Below are 25,586 nucleotides of genomic sequence, written 5' to 3' on the forward strand. Positions count from 1 at the left end.
GAGAAGTTGAAAGATATAGATAATGAGAAGATGGAGGACATGCTGAATCTTTTAGAGAAGCTGGTGAATATGGATAGCGGCAGTTATTTTAAGCAAGGGATTGATGAAATAGGTGCTGTTTTATCAAAAGAATATGAATCAATCGGTTTTGATGTACATGTCCATCCCCATGAGGAACGAGGAAATAATCTGGTGATCAGGCACCCTGATGCCATCGATCCCAAAGTAATGATTGTCGCCCATATGGATACTGTTTTTCAAAGAGGGACGGCAGAAAAGCGGCCTTTTAAGATAGAGGGGAATTATGCTTATGGACCTGGTGTCGTCGATATGAAGGCAAGCTTGGTTTCTGTCCTATTTGCCATGAAATCATTGGTTGAGAGGCAAGATGATGCGTATAAGAATGTTGAAATTGTTCTCAATAGTGACGAAGAAATCGGCTCGAGACACTCAAGATCTCTTATCGAACAGATAGGAAAAGATAAAGAGTATGCCCTTATTATGGAAGCGGCAGGGAAAGATGGTTCGATTGTAACGCAGCGAAAGGGCGGAGCAAGGTACAAAATTAAAGTAGAAGGTGTGCCTGCTCATTCAGGATCTGAGCATGAAAAGGGCCGCAGCGCGATTGAAGAAATCGCTTATAAAACCATAAAATTGCATAAAATCACTGATTATAAGAAAGGCATCACCGTTAATGTTGGATTGTTAAAAGGAGGAACTTCCGCCAATACAATCGCCCCCATTGCGGAAGCTGAAGTGGATGTAAGGATCACAAAATTGGAGCAAATAAAAGAAGTGGAGCAGAAAATGAAAGAGATTTGCTCTGAACCTAACATCAAAGGGACAAAAATCAAACTAGCAGGCCAGTTAAATCGGCCTCCAATGGTGAAGACCAAGAAATCGATTGAATTGATTGGTTTAGTGCAGGACATTGGGAATGAAATGGGGATTGAAATTAAAGAGTCATTTAGAGGAGGATGTTCAGATGGCTCCTTCACCAGCTCAATGGGCATCGCAACTGTCGATGGGCTAGGACCAAAAGGCGGGAACGGCCATAGGGATGATGAGTACTTAGACATTTCATCATTACCTGAACGAACGGCGTTGCTGGCAGAAACCATCAGCAGATTGACCCATATGCACCGGACTACACAATTTAAGGAAAAACAAAAATAATCCACCTTTGAGGTAACGATTTGGATATTCCTAATATTTTACTAGATTAAACACTCACAAATGTTGTACTTCAACGTTTGTGGGTGTTTGTTTTGTACGAAAAGCTGATAAAGGTAAGAAGTGATTTTAGAGGCTTCCTCATTTTAGAGGAATATTGGATAATACTATAGAATGAACAATTATTAATGTTTATATACAATAATTTTATTATGTAAACTCAATAGAAGCTATACAATTAAATATCTTAAAGGTAAGATCTAACGAATGGATGACAAGGTAAAATTCTTCAAGTAAACCCATCATATGAGGAACTTTCAGGTTAATTATCCGAAGGGGGCTCTTCTAATGAAATTTTAAACACTTTTATACTACAATTTCAAATTAGAATGCAAAAAAGCTGAGAATCAGTTAATTCTCCGCTTTATTGCATTCTAGTATTATTTTTAAGGCCTCAATGAGCCCAGGGAGTTTTTCATAATTTGGTTGATCGTTATTATTTATGATCTCATTGATCCTGTTTTGGATTCGGGTCTCTGCCTCCTCTATAGTAAACAGAACAACTATCTCCATAGTCCACTTCCACCTCGAATCTTTACAGTAATATATGTGAAAAAATTGAAAGTGCTTGGACTTTTCCCCATTTTAAACGTAGGGGCAAAGTTTAAGTATGAACTACTGCTTGATTACAAGTCTTTCTTTTTTTAAAGAGAGTTAACAATTCAGTTAAGAGTTAATAATTCCAGATAAATCGACATATTTTTGATAGATTGCTTGTCTATAATGACAACAGTCAAGGGGAACGGAGTAGAGAAAATAACTTACTCGAAAGGAGGAATTAGTGATAGGAGCTTAAATCAGTACAGTTTAAAAAAACGAGAATTTAAAAAATAAACACAAGGCGGAAGCCAAATAAATTAAAAAATAATAGAAAGGGTTGAAACTTTATGAAAAATCGATTCAGAAGACAAAAAAGGAAATTTATAAAGGATTCTTTGGCTAATAAACTTACAGGGAACATAAAATACCATGCCTCAAACCTAATCATGATTGCCAGCTTCTTCTATAAATAGAGGTGATATAAAATGGGAAATTTACTACGAAAAGCTGTTCAGTTAAAAAAGAAGCATTTAATTAACAAGCTCATTAAACAAGGAATCTATAAAAAAAATAACAAGCATCTTTATGAGTTGACATTGAATGAACTTGAAAAAGAGGTTAAATTTTATGGGCACTAATGACCTTGTGCGTTCTGTAGGCTATGCGGAACCAATATAAAAACCATACCAATCGAGAACAAAGTACAATAATCCATTAATAAATAATCCGTTCCAAACGTGATTGGGGCGGATTATTTTTATTATCAACGGTTTGCATTAAAATGATATTTAATGTTAGAGCATGATCGGTAAAGTGATAGATGAACGTTGATCTATTACGAATGTTTTATGATAATACACTGCAGACTGGTTCGAAAGCAACTATATGGAATAGAGTTCTAAACTTTTTGCTTAGTTTTTAATATCATTTATTACTCGTAAAACAAGGATATATAGAAAATACAGCCCCAAGTAAGCGCCTGTCATAAGGAAAAAGGGATTTAGAAATACTCCATGAATATTGGTCATAAAGACTTTATCATCTTTGATAATCTCAAAGATAGCGATTGAAGAAATATTTCCAAAAATAAGTGCCGATAGGATTGCTGTTAAATCAAATATGACCTTTATTATGGACCATTTTCTTTGAAGTACAACCATTATTATAGGGAGTACAATACTTCCGATAATGAAAAGGAGCTTCATCAGTATCACCTCGCTTATCATTCTTTACGAAATAAAAGGGGATTAAACATACTTAGTAAATAGGTGAAAAGTAAAGCCTCCCAGCGGATTCTTTATTGATCCATATAGAGCAAGGAATGGCTGCAGGACAATACTCTATAAATCCACTGAAACCTTTTCAAGTTACCTTCGTATTATAGGGAAACTAAATTGGTTATTTGTGGGAGGAGAACATGTATGTCTGAAAAAGGCTGTATAAAATGCGGAAGCAAAGATGCAGGAACAAAGGAAGTGGCGATGACGGGAACAGGTTTATCGAAAATCTTAGATATTCAACACAATACCTTTATAGTCGTGTATTGTAAAAAATGTGGTTACTCGGAATTCTATAATAAGCAATCTTCTAAAACGTCCAATATATTAGATTTATTCTTTGGCTAATAAAACATTAACTATAATTTTATTATGTAAATTAAATCGAAGATATTCATTAAATATCTTAAAGGCAGGATTCAAGGGTCAGTCCCCCAGTGCACTAAAGCTTTAACGTACTGGGGGACTGACCCCATTTTACGTTTTTATGAAAAAAAATTTAGTGGTCCAATTTCGACTGTCTTGCCGCATAAAACCTTACAAAAAACTTCGTCAGCCCATAGGCAATCATTGTAATAACAATATCTATAAAAAATAGATGAACAATCGTAAATCCCTTATAGATGGAAACTAGACCCATCCACTTCTCAATAGGTGCAAAAACAAAAGCAAGTATGGCACTTAGTCCAGTAGTCCATATAATGAAAGGTTTATCTTGATTCAGGCAATATTGATAGACAAGCATAAAGGAAACAGGGATAAGGGATGCTGTAATTCCTAACGCTTGTGGCAAGAATGGCGTTAGGAAATAGCGATGGTCTACATAACCTTGTCTTATAAGTATGAGGTCTGTATATGTCCATAACATATGTACTGTGTAGCCAAAGAAAAGAATTTCAAGACTTCTATTTCGGTTAAGTTGAATTAGAAGCACAATCAGTGGAACAAGCAAGAAGAGTAGGATGACCCAGAATTGCCAGTTTCCCCAGTCAGAATGCTCATGCCAAAAAGAATGCATTAAAGACGAAACCTGCTCATTCTTATTGTTTATTTCTTTCCAATATTGTTTAACTGACATGCTATCAACCCCTCTATACGCAAAAAACCACCGATATTCGAGTTATAGAATAATCCCTTTTATATTTCCAATTCTTCCTTAGTTATCACCTGTTATTAAAATTGCCAAGCACTTTATTTTTATACAAAAATAAGGTAATACCAATGAGCACCTCTTAATTTAATAATTTTTATACAAATTAATGTAAGCAAGAGTTTCTTGTTCAGGTGAACTGTATTCGCAGATCCATTCTTTTGCTGCTGTTTTGGTGTATTTTTGAGATGTCGATTTTATGTTCCACACTTTATGGTATGAACATAAAATAATTAACAGTAACGGGAGAATAGGAGGGAATTTGGGTGGCTTCAGTTGTTAACGTAGGAATATTAAACATAAATTCTCCTCAACCTAGTTCCGCCATTTTTGTTGGTGAAGGTATTGTAAATGGGATGGATGCTAACAGGAAATACAATTTAAATTCAGGGGGAATTTACGGTATTAACACCATTAATGCCGGAAATATAAATAGTGTCGCGGATAGTTTTGAAATTATAGATGGGGTTATCTTTGATCAAGATATTAAGCCGATCATTGCAACGAATATATAAGCAAACAGTAAGACGCGGCTTTTTAGGTGAGTGCACAATCCAAGATTCATGAACATAAATTAAAGCATAAAACCTCATTCATAATGAACTAAAGTGGTGAACCATAAATGGGTAAAACTACAGATTTTACTTTTGCAGGTAACATTCATGTCCAAACAATGGAGAGACAGTGTGGTATTTTTATAGGGGAGCAAAATACTGCAATCGGCTGGAGTGCTCATGGCAAGCAAAACAGTGTGTTCGGAAGTATTGGCGGACAATCTAATTTGCTGCTTTGCAATACTTCCATCCTAATTGATCCTGACATAGTTGATACACCAATTGATGATCGGGACATTCATATTGCCCTCGAGAATTCAAGTGATGAAAACAACTTAACAAATCTTAATCTTAATAGTGTAAACGTCAATTCGATGCAGCCAGGAAGCTCGGTATTCGTTGGCAAGGGTCATGTTAATGGGATTGATGCTAATCAAAAAGAAAATACCAATCACGGTAATTTAAATGGGAATAATATTCAGCTAATGGGGAATATCAATTTAACTAATGATCAAGATACTATAGATGCAGTCATGGATGATCGTGATATCAAAATCGCAATCATTGAAAAAGAATTATGATTTAACCCTTTTTTCCTACAAAGCATTCCAAGAAACCTTCCGTTTGATTCCTACCGGAAGGTTTTTTATTATTTAAATCCCATGCGAGTAATATTTCGTGTTACCACATATTGTATGCCATCAGAATGGTGAAGAACCAAGACATATATCTAATCATATTTTATTATTAAAAACTTTTTCCAAAAACGGCACTTGCCCTTTTGAAGAAAAATGTGTGTGGGAGGCTAAGGATGCAAAAAAGACGCGTGACTAATCTTATAATCAAGGGAATTAATGTAAATTCCCTTGATACAGCATCGGGAATATTTGTCGGAATAAATACTGTGAATAACTGGTCCTCTCATCACAAAAATAATCACGGTTTTGGCATAGTGTATCATTCACAAGTCGCCGAAACGTTTAGCTTAGTGGTTGATAATGATGTCATTGACAGCCCCATGGAGAGTCATGCAGTGACTTACATGGATGGAAGGAAAGATATACAACCAATTGACGCCCCAACCGAAAATCATACAGTCACTCTCATGGACGGACAGCCAGAGGGGCCGAAACAAATTGATATTAAGGAAATAAACGTAAACAGTTTATTTACAAATGCAGCAGTTTCAGTTGGAGATAACTTCCTAAATGGATGGAGTGCCCATAGGAAAACAAATGAGGGAACAGGGAGAACGGCAGGAATTAGTCAGCTAACATCCAATACCAATATCGTGATTGATAATGATGTGATTGACTCTCCAATAAGCGATAAGTTTCAGAAATAAAAATCCCACTGAAATTGAGGTGAGAGATTTGGCGATTAGTATAGTAATTGGAGCCATTAATGTAAATCATCAAGATACAAACTCTGACGTATCAGTTGGGGAAAACCAATTAACCGGTTGGTCAGCTCACAGAAAGACGAACAACGGATTTGCTCAGCAAAGTGGTATTATTACTAATATACAAAATTTCAACCCGATTATTGATAATGATGTAAATGATGGAAATATGATTGATCCAGATGTTATACCTGGTGCTCAGGCGCAGGTACTTTAAGTTTAAATTTAAAGTATCTGCCCATTTTTATTTATTACAGATTTATTGGCCTTTTAGGCATGACCTTTCTAAACAGAACATAATGATATATATAAGACTAGCCGTAGTAGGGAGGTTTTCAATGGGTGATAAAGCCTCATTTGCGTTCTAACGTCAAACAGATGTTAGGAGAGGATTTCTCCGAATTATTGCAGGAAATCTCACCATTTGTGGAACCAAGGATGGATGTATACAAATTAAACCAGAACTTCATACTTTCCATTGAGCTCGCCGGGGCCAGGAAAGAGGACTTGTCTGTAAAACGAATGAATCGTATCTTAACAATTGAAGGAAACATTAACAAAGATTATATAGATGATGATATGAAAGTAATCAGCAGCGAACGGTTTTACGGTTTTTTTCGAAGGGAGATAACGATTCCAGAAGAGTGTCATTTGGAACAACTTCAGGCCATCTTTGATAGGGGAATTTTATTAATAACAATCCCTTTTTTAAAAAAAGAAAAATAATAGGGAGATCGATCATGACATCCATTAAATACGGTTCATTAAAAATTAACGAGATAAAAGATTCTTCAGGATTATTGGTGGGAACAAACATCATAAAGGGAAGAAAAAACGAAGTTGTGACGAACGAAGGGTTCGGGACCATAAAAGGAAATAATAAGGTCAAATCAAATGCAGGATTGATAGAAAAACACTCTTAAAAGGGAATGGAGATTGATGGACCAAGAAAATCTACTAAAAAAACTTGATGAATTGTTCCAAAAGATCAGCACACTTGAGAAATCCCTCCACGATAAAAACAACCCATCCGTCATTGTTAAAATGGACGTGAAGGATCTTCATCTACAAGAATTAAACATTGATGAACTAGCATTCCAGCTTGAAAAGTTGGATATTAAAGAGTTGAGCGGCATGTTGAATCTTGGAAATACGTTCTCTCCCAACGTCAATCGCAAGCAGCTTCCTAAAAATCCGGCTGTTCAAAAGAATCTACAAGAAGGACAAATAGATAAAAGGGATGACATTCAAATAAACATAAATGGAAAGCCAGTGTCTTATACCATGAATTAGGGAAAGGATGTTGATATTGAAACGTTTTTCCCCCGCTTTTTTTATTGGATCGATTTCAATTGGAACGGTAGAGGGTGCATCCTGTGTTAATCTTGGAAACAATCTTCCAAGCGGTTTTGTCAATTATAAAAAACAAAACCAAGGATTTGGCTCGATAACCGGTGATCATAACGATATCCACGAAATTATAGCATCAATCGATGAGAATGCGATTAGTGATATATTCCATTATGATTTATTGGAACAACAACAAAATGGACAGGCATTAGATAAAATTCAACAAGAGATGTTAAATTCAGAACTTCATATTGAAGAAGTGAATGATGAGAATGAGGAAAATAGTAATAATGCTGTCAAAGATGATACCAATTCCATCTGATTCAGAATCTTGGAGTCAGCCCCTCGAAAGCAGTGGATTTCACAATTGAAATCGCACTGCTTTGAGCATTTTTACGAGTGATTATTGTAAACAGACATATTGGTAGAACTTCAATTATAGTTATAAATGCCTGGTTTCATGGAAAAGTCATAGCTATCAGATTTAAACAAAAAAGAAGCTGGCGAAAAACAGAAGGTTTCGCCAGCTTCTTTACTTATTGACTACCCTATTTACTATGGCCCGCTGGAGTCCGGACGTTGATGGAATCTGTCAAAGTAATGTTGTCAGAAGAGTTGCCAACGTACACTTTATACTCGCCATCTAATGTTTTCCAAGTATCAGCATTGGACTCCCAGATGGACAGCGGGTGGTTGCTTGCTGCTGGGTCAATGGTAACCGTCACACGTTTCTTTTCACCTGGTTTGAGCCAGACTTTTTCAAATCCAACAAGACGTTTAGGCGGCTCATTCGCCACTTTAGGCAGACCTAAGTATACTTGCGGCACTTCCGCACCCGCTACTTTACCGGTATTTTCTACAAAGAAGGATACCTGAATTTTCTTAGTCCCGTCCGTTGTCTTAGGCGTAACAACTAATTTAGAGATGTCAAAGTTGGTATAAGACAGACCATGACCAAATGCGAAGAGAGGTTTGATGCCTTTTGCATCGTACCAGCGGTAACCCATCTCAAGACCCTCAGAATAGTACACTTGCGGAATCTCTTTGCCCGTGCTGTCGAGTACACCTTGATTAACGCCTGGGTAGCGCTCTGGAGTGCTTGTTGGTGTGTCCGCTTTGGAAACTGGATAAGTCACTGGAAGCTTTCCGGAAGGGTTGGCAAGACCAAATAACAGGTTTGCAACAACATTCCCATCTTCCTGACCTGGATTCCATGCTTCTAGGATCGATGGTACTTCATTAACCCATGGCATAAGAACAGGATCCCCATCTTTAAGGACTAAAGCCGTTTTCTTGTTTGCTGCCGTAACAGCTGAAATCATTTCATCCTGGCTGTCCGGCAAGGACAAGCTTGGGCGGTCACGGCCCTCGCTGGTTACAACACCAGCCATCAGGATGACGATGTCTGCATTCTTAGCCGCAGCTACTGCTTCGTTGAGATTGCTATTGTCATTTGCCACTGTTACCTTGGTAATCGCTGCGTTAGATCCTAGTTTATCTAAAGTATTTTGAAGTCCCTGCTGAGGTGAAACGGTATATAGCGGACTTACCCGTGAACTGCCGCCTCCTCCGGCAACGGCTGCGTCAACATAGGTTGCCTTACCGATTAAGGCAATGGAATGAACCGATGGGTTGAGCGGAAGCAGGTTACCCTCATTCTTCAGCAAGACGGCTGTCTGTTCTGCAATTTCGCGCGATTTTGAACCATTCGTCTGAGCATCAATCGTACCCCGAACAATCGGACGGTCGAAAATACCATATTTGAACATTTGGACATACCGGCGACTGAGAGCTTGGTTAACAGTTTCGATCGTTAAGCTGCCTTCAGCAAGTGCGGCATTAATGTTGGCAGTGTTGAAGAATCTGGCACTCTGCATTTCAAAATCCAATCCGGCGTTTAGCGCTGGGGCAGTCGAATGGGTGGCACCGAAATCAGATTGCACATACCCTTTAAATCCCCACTGATCGCGCAAAACGGTATTCAACAGATAGTCGTTCTCACAGGCGTAGGTTCCGCTTACTCGGTTGTAGGAACACATAATCGAACCAACGTTACCATCCTTTACTGACATTTCAAATGGGAGCAGGTAAAGCTCATGAAGTACATTTTCGTCGATGTTAACGTTCACAGACCCACGGTTTTGTTCTTGATCATTAAGGACGTAATGCTTTGACATGGCGATAATATCATTATCTTGGATTCCCTGAATCTCTTTAGAGGATAAAACGCCAGCAAGATAAGGGTCTTCACCCATGTATTCGAAATTACGGCCATTCTCGCCTAAACGTGCAAGATTCATGCCTGGTGCTTCGAGTTCGTGCAGCCCAAGCGTGCGGGCCTCACCACCCATTAAGTCACCGAAAGCATAGGCAAGATTGGGGTCAAAACTTGCTGCAAGCCCAATTGCAACAGGTAATGCAGTTGCCTTATCCTGCGGGCTGCAGTCACCGCCGCCAAGTCCTACAGGACCATTGGTAATCCTGAACGTTGGGATCCCGAGTTCAGGGATTCCAGGAACGTGCCTGCCTGGGCTTCCGCATTGCGGCAGCTCCGGAATTGGTCCACTTTTCCCAGCAAGCTGCTGGATTTTCTGGTCAAGCGTCATCGCATTGATAAGCAGTTCGGTACGTTTTTCAGGCGAAAGCGACATATCCATCCAAGGCAGCCGGGATGAAACAGCGGCCTGTTCAGCGTTCGCCTGTGTTGGCTGTGCAGAAAATGCTCCGCCCGCTAAGGCTGCCACAGCTACACTCGATACAAATGTAGACCACACAAGTTTCTTGAATTTTTTTCCTACTTTAAACACCTTACCAACCTCCCCAAATTGGAATAAAGATTTTACCTTTAACTCACTTCTCACCTCCGTACTCTCTCTCTTGAAAACGTTGTCACAATGATGTCAATTTCATTATAATGAAGCATCCCAAGATTCCATTTGTGGTATTTTTATAACTTTTTGTGAAATTTTTATCTGACTATTAAAAAAATTAAAAATAATTATTTGGTAATGGGTAATATTTCTTATTTGTAATTTATCAAGGGCGGAAGCAACTCTCTTCTTACATTAAAAACAAATCATATATCTTCTGAAATCAGGAAATAATACTAGGGAGGTGAAAATATGGATACGGAAAAATTAAAATTGTCATCTTCTGAAATTGGTTCTTTGTGGGGCGAGTATGTAAACGGAACAGCGATAGATATAGTAAATAAATATATGTACTCAATTATTGAAGATAAAGCAATAAAAGCGGTTTTTAATGATGCTCTCAAGACATTCGAAAAACAAAAGAGACAAATTATCACTTTTATTGAGAATGAAGGGTTTCCTGTTCCAATTGGATTTAATGAATCCGATTTGTATTTAGGAAAACAGAGATTGTTTTCAGATGCATTCTGCCTAAACTATTTACATGTAATGACTTTACATGGATTATTGGGGCATACCACTGCATTAAGCATTTCTGTTAGAAAAGACTTAAGGGATTTTTACGACTCATGTGATAACGATGCGAAAAAGTTGTATCACCAAACGATTGAATTATTGCTTGATAAAGGACTTTTTCAGAGAGACCCATTATTTTACGCAGATGAACACCCTAAATATATTTCAAGCAATGATTTCAAAGACGGTATTTTTGGGAAAGGTAGAACTCTTACTGCTATAGAAATCATTTCTATTTCTTTTAACCTGAAAAAAAGTATTATGGCTAAAACCCTTTCTATTGCATTCAGCCAGGTGGCGGAATCCAAAGAAGTAAGAAAATTTTTAACTGAATCTGAGAAAACAGCTGATGGACAAATAAAAGCATTAGCAAAAATACTCCAAGCGGATAACTTACCAGTTCCAAAATCATTGGAAACTGAAGTGACAATTTCAACTGATTCTCCATTTTCTGATAAGTTATTAATGTATCACACGGGATTTTTGTTTCAAACTGCACAAACCTATTATGGGGCAGGCCTTGCATCAGCCATGCGAACAGACCTAGTTACCACTTATGAGGGTACTATTTTACAAAATCTTATGGTTACAAATAATTGGTTTAATATTATGGTGAAAAATAAATGGTTAGAACAGCCTCCGCTTGCACCTAATAGAACAGAAATTGCAAAACAAAAATAACAAGAAATGCCCTTCAATCGGTAGGGCATTTTATTTATTGGAAAATCCTTCATCAACTCCTTTTACTTTAATAAGCGAAGGAGCTATCATCACGACAAAATCCTTTTATCGTTCAAGCACCGGTTGTTAAAAGGGTTTAGAAATATTTGAAAAAACTTCCATTAATAATATCGCCAGTGTTCCCTATCCTATAAAGGTAAATATGATTGGAGGAATTTTCATGGCACAATTAAGAGACATTATGACATCAAATGTTGTTACAGTTAATGAAACACAGACCGTACAGGAAGCTGCAGCGTTAATGAGCGAATATAATATCGGAGCGATCCCAGTAGTAAATAACAACAAACAAATTGTTGGAATTGTAACAGATCGGGATATAACACTTCGTACGACAGCTCAAGGTGAAGATGCACAAACACCAGTATCTGAAGTCATGACTGCACAGCAAATCGTCCAAGGTACACCTGATATGGATGTTCATCAGGCAGCAGATTTAATGGCAGAGCAGCAAATTCGCCGACTGCCGGTAGTCGAAAACGGACAAATAGTAGGAATGGTTGCTTTAGGTGATTTAGCCGTACAAAATCAATATGCAAACGAGGCAGAAGAGGCATTACAAAGTATTTCAACTCCTTCTGCACCACAACAATAGTAAGTGGATACTTTTAAAAGCACAGATCCAGACCAGGGTCTGTGCCGCCATTTTTATAATAGAAGTGATTGGCGGTTTATTAATCAATTATGATGAATGCCAATTCAAATATATAACCGGCAGTGTAGTGAAATTAATTTCAAAAACTAAAAACAGAGTATGGAAATTTCCCATACTCTGTTATTATTGTGATCCTCGCCAAATATGGTCCAACAGGTCTTAGGTGCTTAAAACGGCTCGATAGCTTTCTCGTTTTTACCGGTTTGAGGCTGATTTTCAATACTTCTTGCTTCGACTTCCTTGGGAATTTCTTTAAGGTGATTATTTACTTCTTCTACTTGATTCGTATTTCTCATTTCATCCATTTTCCAAAACCTCAATTCATTTAAATATTTAATAAATATAGTATGCAGCAGTGACGAAGATTTTATGTTCGATGAATGGGCTAGAAATAAGTTTTAACCTTGCCTCAGGATAAAAGTAGTGTTATGTAAACCCGGAGAAGATGATCAAAAGCTTACGCATCCCTGGCCAAAGGGATGTGGAGGCAATCCAAAGGAATGGTTTCAGGAGGATGTGCATTATAAAACAGAGGTACAAATGTAGAGGACTTTCATCCATTTTCTAAAGAATGATTGTAGCTGCGATTTCCACGAATATTTTGATACTTAATCCATATGTATCTAATATGTTCTTAATCTTACGAAATGGGGGAATGAACTGGGAAATAAGTCTGTGAAAATGCCTGATGACACGGTCAATGGATGTGAAGGAAATACTGCCTAAGGAAGGTGTTGTTATGACATCACAGAAATTGGTAAATGCTTTGGCACTTTTTTCTGTTTTGGGTGGTTTACTAATCATTGTAACGCAGGCTTGGTTTTTTGTGACTCCCGACTCCATTTATGCCACATATTTAGATCAGGTTGGGTACATTTTCATACTGCTTGGAGCAATCGGACTTTATTTTGGCCAGTTTAAAAATCTCGGAGCGTTTGGATTGTTTAGTTTTATATTTTTAATAATTGGATTATCTCTCTGGTTAGGTGTGAAATGGTATCAATCATTTTTAATCGAAGATTTGCTAGCTTTTGATTCCAAAGTATTAGATTCACTGCCGACCGGCTTTATAGGTCATATGTTCTCGGTCTATTTGTTACTATTTGGAGTATTGCTATACGGAATTGCGAATGCATGGAAAGGTGTCCGATGGGCGGGGTGGCTTTTAATCATAGCCTCTGTTGCCGAAGTGATTCCATTTGGCACCTATGTTGCGCAATTAATTGCCGGAATCGGTTTTGCATGGTTAGGCATTACAGTAAGGAAAAACGTGAAGGAAGAGCCTGGGAAATTAGTATAAGTCCCTTTGATAAAACTTGGAGAAGCCCAGTGACGGGCTTTTTTTATTGGCTTTATATTCGCTGTTAGGTTCCCGAACCGCCCCGGTACCCTTTTAAACAAATAGGAAGCCTAGAGGAATTTCTTGGGTACTTTCTATTGTTAATTTTCCTCGTAACAACATTTTAACTAGCCTCGTCCTAGTGATGGGCATTTTTTATATTAAACCTGCTTTATCGAAAGGCCTGGATTCAATTAACAGTCAGTTCTAAATAGTATCATCACTCCATGAATGTTGCTTTTTAGATGGGGAAATTTTACATATCTATTGTTTCTTTAATAAGAATCTATTATCCTATATAAATAACCATATGTTAGGAGTGATTTGGTGAAGAGTAAATTCTTGTTGTCCTTTGTTACATTGCTCTTTGGATTAATGACCATTGCTGGAGGTGTTTCTGCCCAAACCGTTACATATCAACCATCGCTCGCACATAAAAATGGTGCGATGGCCTATGAACACATGAAATACCTTGCATATGAAATCGGTCAAAGGGTAGCTGGAACCGAAAAAGAAAGATTAGCAGAACAGTATATTAAAAGTCAGTTTGAGCGGATTGGGTTACAGACTGCTGTTCAAGAATTCACTTATACAAGAAGTGGAAAACAAGTTTCATCATCAAATGTGATTGCCTATAAGCCTGGTAAATCTACCAAACAAATCATCGTAGGGGCTCACTATGACTCCGTTTCTAAAGGACTCGGTGTGGATGATAATGCTTCAGGAGTTGGTGTACTTTTAGAAACGGCTGAGGTTTTAAAGAATATTAATACACCTTACTCGATTTTATTTATCGCATTTGGAGCTGAAGAAACTGGATTACGAGGGTCTAATTATTATGCGAACCATATGACTTCAAATGAGATTGCCAATACAGTTGGAATGATCAATTTAGACAGTCTTGCTGTAGGTGATAAAATGTATGTTTACGGCGACGAAGGTGAGGCTGGCTTCATTCGTAACCAAGCGTTAGAAATCGTAAAGAAGAAAAAGTTAAACGTGGAAACTAACCCAGGAGTAAACGCTGATTATCCAGCTGGCACAACTGGAGACTGGAGCGACCATGCACCTTTTAAAGCGAAGGGTATCCCTTACGGATATTTAGAAGCCACTAACTGGGAAATTGGTGATTTAGATGGCTATACTCAAACGGTTGATCATGGCGAAGTATGGCATACAACTAAAGATACACTTGAGTTTATCGAGAATGCATATCCAGGGAGAATTAAGGAACATTTGTCCACCTTTAGTATTTTACTAACTGATATATTAAAATTTATGGACAAGACAAGCACTTCCAAATAATCCCATAAAAAAGAAAGGCTGCCTCACTCAAAGTGTGAGAAAGCCTTTCTTATTTTTTTATTATTCAAATAAAAGCGAAGACGAAGAAACCAATTTTGCCCTCGTTTTTTCTGTTATATAGTTTGGAGGACCAAGAGTGCTACTTTTATTAGGATGGACGGGCTACATATGCTGCATATTTTTATCGGTTCAGCACATTTCTTGTGCTCACGGGCAAAATAGAATGCTCATTTTTACCGATTCGGCACTTTTTTAGTGCCCACAGGTAGAAAAGACCAATTTATTATTACCAGTGAGACACTTTTTTTGTGCTCACGGGCAGAATAAATGGCTTATTTTTACCGGTGCGGCACTATTCTTGTGCCCGCGGGCAGAAAAGACCGGTTTATTTTTACCGGTGCAGCACATTTCTTGTGCTCACGGGCAAAATAGAATGCTTATTTTTACCGGTGGGGCACTTTTCTTGTGCCCACGGGCAGAAAAGACTGATATATTTTTACCAGCAAGAGCCATCTCTTGTGCTCACGGTCAGAATAGAAGGCTTTTTAAAGAAATTCACCCTCAACCGAGGCCGTTTTGTCTTTAAGAACTTATACTTAAGACTGTTTTTCAGCGATCTCAGACAGTTCTCATGACTCACGTCGGCCCCCTATTAAACCAAAAAATAAGGGCTGACTTCTTTAGCTAGTCAGCTCTGTCTAATCAGAATCACAATTCCATCCCGTTTAATATATCCTTCAAAGCCTGCAGTTCCTCTTTTGTAAGTGTGATGCCTTTTCCCATCTTTTCATGGTCCGGTGCCCAATCCCGCAAATCATACTTGGGTTCTTTTCCGTTCCAGCTAACAAGATTCAATTCCTTATTCCAGCCTTTAGGCGATTCGGATAGTTTGCCTATTGATTCAGTTATCTCATATTTAATCTCTGCCATACTGATCCTCCATTTCCTTTGCTGTCTATTATTATGGTCAAGCCAGCTTTGCGATAAACTACTCTATTTACCTATTGATAGTGCTGTAATGACGAGAAAAAGCAACGCCTCGTTACCTATCTAGATCTTGTCCTGCTGCCCAAAACAACTTTAGATCATCATAAGAACGAAATCGCTACGCAATGGGATTTTAAAAGCCCACTTCGACCGATATAAGTGGTAGATACTTAAATTTTCCGTCTTCTTTCATATTGGATAAGGGTAGGGAAATCCTTTTGATTTACAAACTTATAGTATTTGCGAACTGCATTGCCATAGCTACCATTGGCACTTATATCGAGTGTATCCCTAAGTTTTTTTAATATCTCATAAGTAGCTTGATCATCCATAACAACTTCATCTAAATTAACGCGAAATTCCTCTTCGACTCTTCTAGCTTTACTTAATCTTGATTTAACAGCCTTACTTTTACTCTCAATGTTACTATCTTTTTCTAAAAATGAAATGAAATTTTCTTCTCTCATTTTTTATTCACCTCAATATTTTTCTTAAGTTGATTTTAACCTAAAAATGGTAGTTGTCTTTGAGATTTTACCGGTTAAAAACCGTCAATAACAATGATCGATTAAGCAGGGCTGCATGAACAACGCAGAAAAAAGTTCCGATTCATAATTTTATTATGTAAACTAATTCAGGAAATTAATAAACCTCGGTATTTCGAGCCGATGGGGAAATTTCCACCAAATCGAAATAATTCACCACTACAGCAGCAGGTGTCCTTTGAAAAAAGATTTATAATGAAGATGATCGATTTTTTTCATGGAAATGGGGTTTGCAAGAGTATGAAGCATGTTGTCATCACGGGAAGTACAAGAGGAATTGGTTATGGATTGGCCCGGGAATTTTTACTGGCGGGATGTAAGGTAACGATCAATGGACAATCCAAGGAAAGTGTCGATCGAGCATTGCAAAGCTTAAAAGAAATTAATCCTGATACTGTTGAAGGATATGCAGGAGCAGTTGATAAACGAGACGATTTGGAACAATTGTGGAATTATGCCGAAAAACATTTTGGCACTATTGATATTTGGATAAACAATGCAGGAATTGACCAGGAGCGCAAGTATTTTTGGGAAATGGGCGAAGACGAGTTCTATCAGGTTATTCACACGAATCTTAAAGGTGTTATGAACGGCTGCCATGTTGCCTTTAGTCATATGTTAAAACAAGGATTCGGCCAAATTTACAACATGGAGGGCTTCGGCAGCAATGGAATGATGCGCGAAAAGATGACGTTATAGGGGACATCCAAAAGTGCCGTCAGCTATTTTACCCGCTCTTTGGCAATTGAGGCCAAGCAGACTAATATAAAAATAGGGACGTTAAGTCCTGGAATGGTCGCGACCGATTTTCTGCGAAAATCCCTTGATGAACACAACCGGAAAATCTTCAACATCTTGGGCGATAAGGTTGAACCAGTAACGAAATTTCTGGCCTCGAAAGTGCTCGAAAATCAAGACAATGATGCAAAAATCCAATGGCTGACCAAACCAAAGGTAATGTGGCGATTTGCCAAATCTATGATTAGTAAAAGGGATATTTTTAAATAAATATGGCAGCCACTTTTTTAAATAGGGTTTCCAAACCAATGATTCGGGGTGTGGAAACCCTTAGGATGGCCTATAGATTAATACAATCCTTCAATCGTTCTTCTAACAATGTCCCCAGCTTCTCTTCCTAATGAAACGGTTTCTTCATAACCTGTGGTGCTCCATTCTGATTCTGGAATGAGGTAGCCTAACGTATCATGGGTTAGGCCCAGAAGCATTTTATGGTTACCTGGCATAAGGTCTCGAATATTCAGACCCAAATTAGTCACCGCTTCACCTGGCAGGGTCACCATTTCAACGGCGTTCCTACCTTTGCCAAGCGTAATTCGAGAAATCTTGCTATCGAAAAAATATTGGAGTCCTTCCTGTCTCATTGCAGCATAGCCATTAAATAAACCCATATTTTTGGCGAAGATGAAGGATGGGTTTTCCACCGGGAAGGTGGCATTCTGTGTTTGGAAAGCAATGCCCGGAGGGACCGTCTTGCTCTTTTCTATTGCTTCAAAAACGTATTTTGATAGAGATTGACCATAATCCTTAGCTAACGTATATTGTTCAGAAACCGGCACCTTCCAGTTTACATTGGGTTCAACATCCCCTTGGGCACCATTTACAAACATGGCAGTGCCGCCGTATTGTGACTCAATTTCCTTCTCGAGCGAACCGACGAAATCGGAGGAAAGAAGTTTGTTATCATCCCTTAGTACAACTGGATGGGCAGCGAAATTTACCAGTGTTGCCAATGTCTTGTTTCCGGACTGTACCTGTAAAATCCCTAATGCATGATCGGTATATCCTAGGCCCCGGCGATTTTTGACTAACTCCTGCGGTACCGTCGTGGAACCCGTTCTAATAGTGGCATGCTTCATTTGATTTGTCGCTTTAACCACTGCCTTGATTGAATTCTCAATGAACAATTGTTTATAATCGGCTGGCACGCCACCCCATAGTCCATTCAAATCTGGCCCGGCATGCGTATGGGTAGCGCTTATGACGATATGGTCTTCTGGAATCCCGGTCTGGCTTGATGCACCTTGACGAATGGCATCGAGAATGACATTGCCGATAACTGTTGTATCAATGGTAAGGAAGACAAGAGAATCCTGACCAGACTTTACTGCCAGCGCACGTGCATAAATGCCATCGTTAGACACACCTTCAGCAGGTCCTCGACTCATATAGCCGCCATAGCCGCCCATGTATAACTTTTTTCCAGCCAATTGGCTCTGAGTTGGTGAAAGACTTACCTTAGCGACACCTGCTGAGAAATCTGCGCTGGTTCCTGCCTGTGCAAACCCATACGATGGTGAATACACAACTCCACCCAGCAAAAGAGTTGTCATCACCATTATGTAAGTAAATAATGATTTGAATCTACTAAACTTTTTAACCATCCAAACACCTCCAATATCTATTATTTTATTGTGAAGTCGACGCAGTACTAAATGCAATGATATTTAATCTAAAAATTGCGACAATTAGTTCGAGATTCTATCATAGTAGGACTGATTTCACCGGTTTATAAGGAGTGAATCGTTAAAATTAACGTCCGATAATGTCGAATGAAAATTCGGGATTCGAAATATCTATCATGCTATTATTTAATTAGCTATTCAAATTCGTTTAGCTGTCCAAATCTAATGAAAGGAGAAAACAAAGAGAGGAATGAACAGAAAACCTATTGGAATGAAAAGGAGTGAACATTATTGAAAGCGCTCTCTAAAGGTCTGTCTTTACTTTCCATCATTGCACTATCTACATCTTTGTTTGCGGCTTCAGCTTCAGCCGATACTTCTTCGAGTATTTCAACCGTACCCAACCCAACTATTACAGGACCGATCCTATCGGTTACTCCAGGTGACCCGTCTCATAATTATACGTTTGGGGCAACCAATATGGATTTAGCGAATAGAGGATATGTGGAAGAAGAGTTCTTCGTGGAAGGTACTGCCCGGCAATATACAACCCCTTCTCTAGAAACAGGAACGTCAATTGAAAATGGTGATAAAGAATATAAAACTAGAATCGTGGTCCGTCGCCCAGCAAATCAAAAGAATTTTAATGGTACGGTCCTACTAGAATGGTACAACGTTACAGCAGGGTTAGATATTGAGTTTGACTGGATGCTCTCTCGTGACTACATAACCCGTGCAGGATATGCTTGGGTGGGAGTCTCTGCACAGCGTGTTGGTGTTGATCGTTTAAAGGGTTGGAGTGAACGTTATAAAACGTTAGATGTAACGGATCAAGGGAAAATAACCAATGATGCTCTGTCGTATGATATTTATTCTCAAGTTGCCCAAGCACTTAGGAATCCAAAGGGAACAAATCCACTGGAAGGGCTGAAGGTAAACAAAATCATTGCAACAGGTCATTCTCAGTCTGCCGGTTATCTTGCACGTTACTATAACTCCATTCATCCGATTCATAATGTGATAGACGGTTTCGTCATCCGTGGAACATCTGTGCCTTTAAGAAAAGATCTCGACACCAAAATCTTCCGTATGATGGCTGAAACGGACGTAAGACAAGCGACAAGCTCTACAACCTATGCTGCAAGCGATGAGGCAGATTCCAAAAACCTCCGCCGTTGGGAGGTAGCTGGAACATCCCATGTGGATTGGATACAGAGAGTGGGGTATGAACCAGTCCTAATTCGGGATTTAGGCGGAATCACGCCTATTCAGAGTTCACGTCCTCCATTTAGCAGAATACCATTTACTTATGTGCAAGATGCTGCCTATGACTACATGGTAAAGTGGATTGATGGCCAGGCGGTTCCACCAACTGCTCCTCGTTTTTCGTGGATGGCAGATGGTGTGACGAAAGCAAGGGATACTTACGGAAATGCCTTGGGAGGAATTAGATTGCCAGAACACGAAGTTCCAACTGGCGTTAATACAGGAGATAACTCGGGACCAGGATTTGAGCGTTTATACGGCTCTTCAGAACCATTTAAGCCAGCACTTCTAAGTCAGCTATATCCTAATCATGGCTCCTATGTCTCTAAAATGAACCAAGCTACCAATACTATTCTTAAGCAAGGTTTTATACTTAAGGATGATGCAGAATTAATAAGAGAGGCAGCTGCTAAGAGTTTAATTGGTAAATAGAATGAAAATAATGGATTTACTATAATGGTATTTTTTCAAAATAAAACCGAATCAGCAGCACCTTTATGGGATGCTGCTGATTCGGTTTTTTAAGTGTGTTTAATAATTCGGCCATGTCGTATCGTACAATATAAGGAATTATTTCAATGGTTATGCCATGAGGGGAGTGAGCGGCGCCGCTTGGTTATCCTTTTTTATTTAGTTTTTCGTAAATCCAAATATTGAACGGTCTTACCATCACGATCAATCTGAACAATCAATTGGCATTTATTAAATGTATAAATCATTTGTTCACATCTAGCATTTTCATAGCAGGTAACGATCTCTACTTCATTTGGGTATCTTTTTTGAAGGAGTTGATTGTAAGTAGATACTAGAGTGATTCCGATTCCACATAAAAGGTTGAATATTCAGGACATCTATTGAATTACGAATTTGATAAATTCAATCAGGAAGCTTAAAAAGTTAAAGAATGGCTATTAAATTTGAGCCAATAAAAAACGTGAACAGAAATATTGGAGAAAAGGAAAGATGTTTTCTTTGACAAAAAAAATTTTTATATATAAAATTATTGAAAATTGGTAATTTAAAGATCTCGAAGATATGGTCAATAAAATAGCTTTACTTAGTGCCTATTATTATAAAATTAAAGGGGAATTTGAATGGAAGATAATATGAATGGTATTGAAGAAAAGAAAAAGCCCAAATACAACGTTCCAGCTCTTGATAGTGCGTTTAAAATATTAACTTTACTAAGCCGAAAAAAATTTAGTAAAAGTAATTTAACTGAGATTTCTAAAGCGCTTTCCCTTACCCCAACTACTTGTTTTCGGATATTGCAAAAGTTAGAGGAACTATCGATTGTTCGTTTTGATAAAAGTTCAAAGCGGTATAGTCTTGGCCCGTATCTGGTTGTCTTAGGAGAAAGAGCAAAAGAAAATCAATTTGATATCTCTGTCATTATTCCGTACTTGGAGAGTCTTTCAGAAAAAACGGGACTAACCGCTTTTCTTGTCAGCAGAATTGGTAAAAACCGTTCAACCATTATTGCTAAGTCTGAAGGCGAAGAGTTTGGAATTAATGTATCAGTAGGAAGACACTTTTCAGTCATTGATGGTTCTTATGGTAAATGTTTACTAGCTTATTTGGAAGAAGAAGATGCTGTCGAACTTTTACATAGCAATGAAGGACTGCGATCAATGTCTTCAGAGGAGATTCAAGAACTGATAAAAGAATTGCCAACCATCCGTGAGAATGGATATGCCACAACCTTTGGAGAGTACATTGATGGAATCGTAGGGATCTCGGCACCTCTTTTTAATACTGACGGATCAGTGGATATGGCCATTTCAATTATTGGTATGACCGCCCAATTTAACGATAAAGAAATTGTAAAAATGGGCGAACTCATTAAAAGAATTGGACAGGAAGTTAGTTTCAAAATAAGCGGTTACGAAAGTAAAAAATAAGTCTTTTTTATAAAAAATTCATAAATCTAAATAATCATCTAATGGAACGTATCCCCATCGAACGTTCCTTTTTTATTTTTTTCACTAAACTCCCTGGAAGAACCAAATCGTAAAGGTCTTCCTTCCTCAGTATAACCAATGGCCTAATTTTCTAAATAATACAATATTTCATTGACAAAAAAATTTTTTAAATATAAAATCCTGATTAGATTAACAAATGTTTCCTTTCTTTCATCATCTTAAAATATAGGAGTGACTTGAAATGGAATTAAACGGAAAAATCGCGGTGGTAACCGGGGCAGGACAAGGAATTGGCAGAGAAATCTCGTTATTTCTAGCAAAGCATGGGGCAAATGTGGTGGTTGGAGATTTAAATTTAGAATCCGCCCTGCAAGTTGCGAGGGAAATTGAAAAACTGGGAACAAAAGGCTTAGCTTACCAGGTAGATGTTTCGCGAAAAGAAAGCGCTTACGGACTAATCCAAGCAGCGATTGACACATTTGGAGGTTTAGATATTCTGGTAAACAATGCAGGAATTACAAGGGATGCCATGTTACACAAGATGACGGAAGAACAATTCGATCAAGTAATAGCAGTACATATGAAAGGAACCTTCTTGTGTATGCAGGCGGCGGCAATTCATATGAGACAGGAGCAAAAAGGTAAGATCGTTAATATTTCATCGATTGCTGGAAAAGTGGGAAATATGGGCCAAGTGAATTACGCCGGAGCAAAGGCTGGGCTTGTCGGAATGACGAAGGCTGCAGCAAAAGAACTTGCTAAATTCCAGGTAAATGTGAATGCGGTGCAACCTGGCTTTATTGACACGGATATGACACGTGCGGTGCCAGAGAAAGTTCGGCAAATAAAGATTGCTGAAATCCCAATGAATAGAATCGGCGAACCATTGGACATTGCCAAAGCTGTGGTATTCCTTTGTTCCGATTATTCAGATTACATGACAGGTAATGTTTTAGAAGTGACTGGCGGCCGTTTTATGTAATAACAGAATAATAGAATTTTTTTCGGTTAGCAATGAACAATGAGGGAGTATTCAAGGTGTAGGGCACCTTTGAAGCTGTGTGCCATCAAAATATGAGCAATGAAAGGCGGGTAAGCTGAATGAATTTTGAGTACTCACAAGAGGCGGAGTATTTTCGCGAGTCTTTTCGTACCTGGTTAGTGGCAAACTTTCCGAAGGAGTGGAATTATGAAGTAACTGGCGAGGAATTGGTGGAAAGACGGAGAACGTGGGGCAAAATGTTGGGTCAGGGAGGATGGGTAGCACCTGCTTGGCCAAAAGAGTATGGCGGCCTCGGATTAACCCTGGAACAACAGTTAGTTTATATTGAAGAATTAGTACGGATCAATGCACCCGAAGTGTTAAATTCCAATGGAATTGGCATTTTTGGAATGACATTAATTCGCTATGGAACAGAAGAACAAAAGAAGCACTATCTACCCCGGATGCTTTATCATGACGACATATGGTGTCAAGGTTTCTCAGAACCGATTGCCGGCTCGGATTTAGCTGGTCTTCAAACAAAAGCAGAACGTAAAGGAGACCATTATGTATTAAATGGTCAAAAAGTATGGACATCTTATGCTCCCTATGCAAATAAATGCTATATCTTGGTCCGAACGGGAGAATCCAGATACAAAGGCATTAGCCTGATGATCTTAGATTTGAAACAGCCAGGAGTCACAGTACGGCCAATAAAAAATATTGCCGGTGAATCAGAACTAGCTGAAGTTTTTCTAGATGATGCCGTTGTTCCAATCGAGGATGTCGTTGGAGAAATAAATAACGGGTGGGAAATGGCTAATTATTCGCTTGCCAACGAACGTGGAATTCATTTTGCGCAGCGCGCATTAAAAATGCAGCAAGAATTCCAGCAGCTAGTTTCGCTTTTTCAAAAACAGATGGACATTGGCAACTCGCAAGCAATCAGCTCCGTCCTGCAAAATAAATTAGTACAGTCCTATTTATCCTGTGAAATATTAAAAAGTATCTCCTTACGGAATATTGCCCTTATTGCTCAAGGTGATGATAACGGTGCCATCCCCGCCATAGCCAAACTAGTTTGGAGTGAAAGTCATCAAGATTTACTTAATTTAGGCGTGGAAGTTCTAGGAGAAGAATCGTTAGTTAAAGGAGAACATGAAGTTTGGTTACAGAAATTCCTTATCTCACGAGCCGAAACGATCTATGCCGGAACGACACAAGTTCAAAAAAATATTATCGCTAAATCTCTGGGACTGCCTAGCTCAAAGGGGGGGAGAGCATAATGGAATACCGCTTTTCTGAACAGCAGCAAATGTTAAAAAAGGCTCTGCAATCATTGTTAAAAAAAGAAATGACACTAGAACATTTTAAAGAAATAGTCGAAAAGAACCACGGCTTTTCAAAGGATGCATGGGGGAAACTGGCAGATAATGGCTGGCTGGGAATACTGGCACAAGGAAAATGGCAGGTCTTTGAGGATATGACAACTCTTGACTTGATGTATCTGTCAGAAACGTTTGGAGAAAGACCGTTTCCTGGCCCTTATTTGTTAACAGCTGGATTCATTGTCCCGCTCCTAAGTCAATTAAATTTATCGTCTGTTCAACAACAACAATTAGACCTATTGCTATCTGGAGAAAGCCTCATCACCACGGCCTTACCTCGGCTGGCAAAGTCCAAAAACGGAATAGACTTCAATTGGCCATCTATAAAAATAGCAAATCGGGAAAGCAGCCGAATTCAATTGACAGGTGAAATCAAACATATCCCGTTTATCCAGCACGCAGATTATTGTCTATTGCCGGTAAGTGACAGTAGCGGGGGTGTTTCTCTAGCATTATTAAATACCAGACTAGAGGGCGTAACGGTTTCAGCCGAGGAATCAGTGGAACTGGCCAAACCGCAAGGAACGATCCAGCTTGATCATGTTTGGATTAATAAAGTGGATTTTATTCAAGGATTCGACACTGACCACCAAGAATTGTTAAATGAGCAAGTTATCCAGTATTTACTTTGTACTAATGGAGAAATCATAGGCGGTGCAGACGAAGTCTTAAAAAGAACCATTCATTACGTGACCGAGCGGAAGCAATTTGGAGTTCCAGTGGGATCCTTCCAAGCTGTAAAACATATGATTTCAGATATGCATATCGCTATTGAAAAAGCGCGAAGCTACAGTTTTTATGTTGCAGCTCGACAAGAAACAAATCAGGATGAATACTTATTGAATGTGATTGCAAGCCGTTATTTTAGTACAGAAATGTATAAAAAAGTCTGTGAAGCTGCAATCCAGCTTCACGGTGGAATGGGCTTTACATGGGAAGAAAGCATTCATTATTGGTATAAATCTTCCATTTACCAGCTTTACCACATTACCCATCCGTCGCTTATGATTGAATTTGTGATGCAAAACTTGCTTTCACCTTCTGAAAAAACTCAAGGAATAACAATTTAATCATTTACTAA

27 protein-coding genes and 1 pseudogene are annotated in these 25,586 nt (G+C 38.6%); 21 read left to right on the forward strand and 7 right to left on the reverse strand.

What is annotated here, in order from left to right; translation table 11 throughout:
* Positions 1 to 6 precede the first annotated feature (6 nt).
* Positions 7 to 1,176 carry a M20 family metallopeptidase gene (locus KHA99_RS20715; RefSeq protein WP_249366796.1) on the forward strand — a complete coding sequence of 390 codons (1,170 nt, stop codon included), beginning with the start codon at positions 7 to 9 and terminating at the stop codon, positions 1,174 to 1,176.
* Between the two features lie 408 nt (positions 1,177 to 1,584).
* On the opposite strand, the gene KHA99_RS20720 is transcribed toward KHA99_RS20715, so the two are convergent.
* Positions 1,585 to 1,746: a hypothetical protein gene (locus tag KHA99_RS20720; protein WP_213119377.1), complete on the reverse strand. Its 162-nt coding sequence runs from the start codon at positions 1,744 to 1,746 to the stop codon at positions 1,585 to 1,587.
* 512 nt (positions 1,747 to 2,258) lie between these two features.
* On the opposite strand from KHA99_RS20720, the gene KHA99_RS20725 reads away from it, so the two are divergent.
* Together KHA99_RS20725 and KHA99_RS20730 are read left to right on the forward strand one after the other, a co-directional pair.
* Positions 2,259 to 2,411: a Fur-regulated basic protein FbpA gene (locus KHA99_RS20725; protein ID WP_213119378.1), complete on the forward strand. Its 153-nt coding sequence runs from the start codon at positions 2,259 to 2,261 to the stop codon at positions 2,409 to 2,411.
* Positions 2,412 to 3,194: 783 nt separating this feature from the next.
* Positions 3,195 to 3,398 (forward strand): zinc ribbon domain-containing protein, encoded by a 204-nt coding sequence (locus KHA99_RS20730; RefSeq protein ID WP_213119379.1) that lies wholly within the window; start codon positions 3,195 to 3,197, stop codon positions 3,396 to 3,398.
* Between the two features lie 151 nt (positions 3,399 to 3,549).
* Here the strand turns inward: KHA99_RS20730 and KHA99_RS20735 are convergent, their stop codons facing one another.
* Complete coding sequence (locus KHA99_RS20735) at positions 3,550 to 4,128, reverse strand: hypothetical protein (RefSeq protein ID WP_213119380.1); 579 nt, start codon at positions 4,126 to 4,128, stop codon at positions 3,550 to 3,552.
* A gap of 338 nt (positions 4,129 to 4,466) precedes the next feature.
* On the opposite strand from KHA99_RS20735, the gene KHA99_RS20740 reads away from it, so the two are divergent.
* From KHA99_RS20740 to KHA99_RS20775, 8 genes are all read left to right on the forward strand, one after another.
* Positions 4,467 to 4,715 carry a hypothetical protein gene (locus KHA99_RS20740; protein ID WP_213119381.1) on the forward strand — a complete coding sequence of 83 codons (249 nt, stop codon included), beginning with the start codon at positions 4,467 to 4,469 and terminating at the stop codon, positions 4,713 to 4,715.
* 107 nt (positions 4,716 to 4,822) lie between these two features.
* The gene (locus KHA99_RS20745) at positions 4,823 to 5,335 is read left to right on the forward strand and encodes a hypothetical protein (RefSeq protein WP_213119382.1); all 513 of its coding nucleotides are present in this window, start codon (positions 4,823 to 4,825) and stop codon (positions 5,333 to 5,335) included.
* 230 nt (positions 5,336 to 5,565) lie between these two features.
* On the forward strand, positions 5,566 to 6,099 hold the full coding sequence (locus KHA99_RS20750; protein WP_213119383.1) for a spore germination protein: 534 nt from the start codon (positions 5,566 to 5,568) through the stop codon (positions 6,097 to 6,099).
* A gap of 28 nt (positions 6,100 to 6,127) precedes the next feature.
* Positions 6,128 to 6,373 (forward strand): hypothetical protein, encoded by a 246-nt coding sequence (locus KHA99_RS20755; RefSeq protein ID WP_213119384.1) that lies wholly within the window; start codon positions 6,128 to 6,130, stop codon positions 6,371 to 6,373.
* 125 nt (positions 6,374 to 6,498) lie between these two features.
* Entirely contained in the window at positions 6,499 to 6,882 is a 384-nt protein-coding gene (locus KHA99_RS20760; RefSeq protein WP_213119385.1) for an Hsp20/alpha crystallin family protein, read from the forward strand.
* A 14-nt stretch (positions 6,883 to 6,896) separates the two neighbouring features.
* Positions 6,897 to 7,079, forward strand: coding sequence for a hypothetical protein (locus tag KHA99_RS20765; RefSeq protein ID WP_213119386.1), 183 nt, complete (start codon positions 6,897 to 6,899; stop codon positions 7,077 to 7,079).
* Positions 7,080 to 7,095: 16 nt separating this feature from the next.
* Entirely contained in the window at positions 7,096 to 7,449 is a 354-nt protein-coding gene (locus KHA99_RS20770) for a hypothetical protein (RefSeq protein WP_213119387.1), read from the forward strand.
* Between the two features lie 16 nt (positions 7,450 to 7,465).
* Positions 7,466 to 7,828, forward strand: a complete 363-nt coding sequence (locus KHA99_RS20775; RefSeq protein ID WP_249366797.1) for a hypothetical protein — start codon at positions 7,466 to 7,468, stop codon at positions 7,826 to 7,828.
* A gap of 226 nt (positions 7,829 to 8,054) precedes the next feature.
* On the opposite strand, the gene KHA99_RS20780 is transcribed toward KHA99_RS20775, so the two are convergent.
* The gene (locus KHA99_RS20780; protein WP_213119388.1) at positions 8,055 to 10,313 is read right to left on the reverse strand and encodes a beta-glucosidase; all 2,259 of its coding nucleotides are present in this window, start codon (positions 10,311 to 10,313) and stop codon (positions 8,055 to 8,057) included.
* A gap of 315 nt (positions 10,314 to 10,628) precedes the next feature.
* On the opposite strand from KHA99_RS20780, the gene KHA99_RS20785 reads away from it, so the two are divergent.
* Both KHA99_RS20785 and KHA99_RS20790 read left to right on the forward strand, forming a co-directional pair.
* Positions 10,629 to 11,633 (forward strand): DUF3231 family protein, encoded by a 1,005-nt coding sequence (locus KHA99_RS20785; protein WP_213119389.1) that lies wholly within the window; start codon positions 10,629 to 10,631, stop codon positions 11,631 to 11,633.
* A 220-nt stretch (positions 11,634 to 11,853) separates the two neighbouring features.
* A complete protein-coding gene (locus KHA99_RS20790) occupies positions 11,854 to 12,288 on the forward strand; it encodes a CBS domain-containing protein (RefSeq protein WP_213119390.1) in 435 nt (144 codons plus the stop codon).
* A 227-nt stretch (positions 12,289 to 12,515) separates the two neighbouring features.
* On the opposite strand, the gene KHA99_RS20795 is transcribed toward KHA99_RS20790, so the two are convergent.
* Positions 12,516 to 12,653, reverse strand: a complete 138-nt coding sequence (locus KHA99_RS20795) for a hypothetical protein (protein WP_213119391.1) — start codon at positions 12,651 to 12,653, stop codon at positions 12,516 to 12,518.
* Positions 12,654 to 13,087: 434 nt separating this feature from the next.
* Between KHA99_RS20795 and KHA99_RS20800 the strand changes: the two genes are divergently transcribed.
* Together KHA99_RS20800 and KHA99_RS20805 are read left to right on the forward strand one after the other, a co-directional pair.
* A complete protein-coding gene (locus KHA99_RS20800) occupies positions 13,088 to 13,648 on the forward strand; it encodes a hypothetical protein (protein WP_213119392.1) in 561 nt (186 codons plus the stop codon).
* 366 nt (positions 13,649 to 14,014) lie between these two features.
* A complete protein-coding gene (locus KHA99_RS20805; protein WP_307852115.1) occupies positions 14,015 to 14,992 on the forward strand; it encodes a M20/M25/M40 family metallo-hydrolase in 978 nt (325 codons plus the stop codon).
* Between the two features lie 708 nt (positions 14,993 to 15,700).
* On the opposite strand, the gene KHA99_RS20810 is transcribed toward KHA99_RS20805, so the two are convergent.
* Complete coding sequence (locus KHA99_RS20810; RefSeq protein ID WP_213119393.1) at positions 15,701 to 15,922, reverse strand: YdbC family protein; 222 nt, start codon at positions 15,920 to 15,922, stop codon at positions 15,701 to 15,703.
* A 227-nt stretch (positions 15,923 to 16,149) separates the two neighbouring features.
* Positions 16,150 to 16,446 carry a hypothetical protein gene (locus KHA99_RS20815; protein WP_213119394.1) on the reverse strand — a complete coding sequence of 99 codons (297 nt, stop codon included), beginning with the start codon at positions 16,444 to 16,446 and terminating at the stop codon, positions 16,150 to 16,152.
* Between the two features lie 318 nt (positions 16,447 to 16,764).
* Here KHA99_RS20815 and KHA99_RS20820 point away from each other — a divergent pair.
* Positions 16,765 to 17,532 (forward strand): annotated as a pseudogene (locus KHA99_RS20820) (SDR family oxidoreductase).
* Between the two features lie 77 nt (positions 17,533 to 17,609).
* Here the strand turns inward: KHA99_RS20820 and KHA99_RS20830 are convergent.
* The gene (locus tag KHA99_RS20830) at positions 17,610 to 18,926 is read right to left on the reverse strand and encodes a neutral/alkaline non-lysosomal ceramidase N-terminal domain-containing protein (RefSeq protein ID WP_213119397.1); all 1,317 of its coding nucleotides are present in this window, start codon (positions 18,924 to 18,926) and stop codon (positions 17,610 to 17,612) included.
* Between the two features lie 312 nt (positions 18,927 to 19,238).
* Here KHA99_RS20830 and KHA99_RS20835 point away from each other — a divergent pair, with 312 nt between their 5' ends.
* The 5 genes from KHA99_RS20835 (at position 19,239) to KHA99_RS20855 (ending at position 25,575) form a co-directional block, all read left to right on the forward strand.
* On the forward strand, positions 19,239 to 20,645 hold the full coding sequence (locus KHA99_RS20835) for an alpha/beta hydrolase domain-containing protein (protein WP_213119398.1): 1,407 nt from the start codon (positions 19,239 to 19,241) through the stop codon (positions 20,643 to 20,645).
* Positions 20,646 to 21,307: 662 nt separating this feature from the next.
* The gene (locus tag KHA99_RS20840) at positions 21,308 to 22,114 is read left to right on the forward strand and encodes an IclR family transcriptional regulator (protein WP_213119399.1); all 807 of its coding nucleotides are present in this window, start codon (positions 21,308 to 21,310) and stop codon (positions 22,112 to 22,114) included.
* Positions 22,115 to 22,376: 262 nt separating this feature from the next.
* Positions 22,377 to 23,117, forward strand: coding sequence for a 3-oxoacyl-ACP reductase FabG (gene fabG / locus KHA99_RS20845; protein WP_213119400.1), 741 nt, complete (start codon positions 22,377 to 22,379; stop codon positions 23,115 to 23,117).
* Positions 23,118 to 23,236: 119 nt separating this feature from the next.
* Complete coding sequence (locus KHA99_RS20850) at positions 23,237 to 24,403, forward strand: acyl-CoA dehydrogenase family protein (RefSeq protein WP_213119401.1); 1,167 nt, start codon at positions 23,237 to 23,239, stop codon at positions 24,401 to 24,403.
* A complete protein-coding gene (locus KHA99_RS20855) occupies positions 24,403 to 25,575 on the forward strand; it encodes an acyl-CoA dehydrogenase family protein (protein WP_213119402.1) in 1,173 nt (390 codons plus the stop codon). Before KHA99_RS20850 ends, KHA99_RS20855 begins: the two co-directional genes overlap by 1 nt.
* Positions 25,576 to 25,586: the final 11 nt, after the last annotated feature.

It is taken from the genome of Neobacillus rhizophilus (assembly GCF_018343535.1).
In the GTDB taxonomy this organism is placed as follows: Bacteria; Bacillota; Bacilli; order Bacillales; family Cytobacillaceae; genus Neobacillus; species Neobacillus rhizophilus.